The sequence below is a fragment of the Pseudomonas sp. MF6767 genome, from assembly GCF_016405475.1.
Lineage (GTDB): Bacteria > Pseudomonadota > Gammaproteobacteria > Pseudomonadales > Pseudomonadaceae > Aquipseudomonas > Aquipseudomonas paracarnis.
In genome coordinates, this window is the sequence record NZ_JAEKCY010000053.1 from 1 (window position 1) to 1,415 (window position 1,415).

General features: G+C 53.0%; 1 rRNA gene. It reads left to right on the forward strand.

Annotated features, from left to right (window positions below):
• Positions 1-1,363: ribosomal RNA gene (locus JFT58_RS30030) — 23S ribosomal RNA — on the forward strand; the annotation flags it as partial.
• Between the last annotated feature and the right edge of the window lie 52 nt (positions 1,364-1,415).

Genomic DNA, 1,415 nt, shown 5'->3' on the forward strand with positions numbered 1-1,415 from the left:
TAACGAAGTGGTTGATGCCATGCTTCCAAGAAAAGCTTCTAAGCTTCAGGTAACCAGGAACCGTACCCCAAACCGACACAGGTGGTTGGGTAGAGAATACCAAGGCGCTTGAGAGAACTCGGGTGAAGGAACTAGGCAAAATGGCACCGTAACTTCGGGAGAAGGTGCGCCGGTGAGGGTGAAGGACTTGCTCCGTAAGCTCATGCCGGTCGAAGATACCAGGCCGCTGCGACTGTTTATTAAAAACACAGCACTCTGCAAACACGAAAGTGGACGTATAGGGTGTGACGCCTGCCCGGTGCCGGAAGGTTAATTGATGGGGTTAGCTAACGCGAAGCTCTTGATCGAAGCCCCGGTAAACGGCGGCCGTAACTATAACGGTCCTAAGGTAGCGAAATTCCTTGTCGGGTAAGTTCCGACCTGCACGAATGGCGTAACGATGGCGGCGCTGTCTCCACCCGAGACTCAGTGAAATTGAAATCGCTGTGAAGATGCAGTGTATCCGCGGCTAGACGGAAAGACCCCGTGAACCTTTACTATAGCTTTGCACTGGACTTTGAATTTGCTTGTGTAGGATAGGTGGGAGGCTTTGAAGCGTGGACGCCAGTCTGCGTGGAGCCATCCTTGAAATACCACCCTGGCAACTTTGAGGTTCTAACTCAGGTCCGTTATCCGGATCGAGGACAGTGTATGGTGGGTAGTTTGACTGGGGCGGTCTCCTCCTAAAGAGTAACGGAGGAGTACGAAGGTGCGCTCAGACCGGTCGGAAATCGGTCGTAGAGTATAAAGGCAAAAGCGCGCTTGACTGCGAGACAGACACGTCGAGCAGGTACGAAAGTAGGTCTTAGTGATCCGGTGGTTCTGTATGGAAGGGCCATCGCTCAACGGATAAAAGGTACTCCGGGGATAACAGGCTGATACCGCCCAAGAGTTCATATCGACGGCGGTGTTTGGCACCTCGATGTCGGCTCATCACATCCTGGGGCTGAAGCCGGTCCCAAGGGTATGGCTGTTCGCCATTTAAAGTGGTACGCGAGCTGGGTTTAGAACGTCGTGAGACAGTTCGGTCCCTATCTGCCGTGGACGTTTGAGATTTGAGAGGGGCTGCTCCTAGTACGAGAGGACCGGAGTGGACGAACCTCTGGTGTTCCGGTTGTCACGCCAGTGGCATTGCCGGGTAGCTATGTTCGGAATAGATAACCGCTGAAAGCATCTAAGCGGGAAACTAGCCTCAAGATGAGATCTCACTGGAACCTTGAGTTCCCTGAAGGGCCGTCGAAGACTACGACGTTGATAGGTTGGGTGTGTAAGCGCTGTGAGGCGTTGAGCTAACCAATACTAATTGCCCGTGAGGCTTGACCATATAACACCCAAGCAATTTGAGTCGAAAGGCCAGATTGCGGTGTGTGAAGACG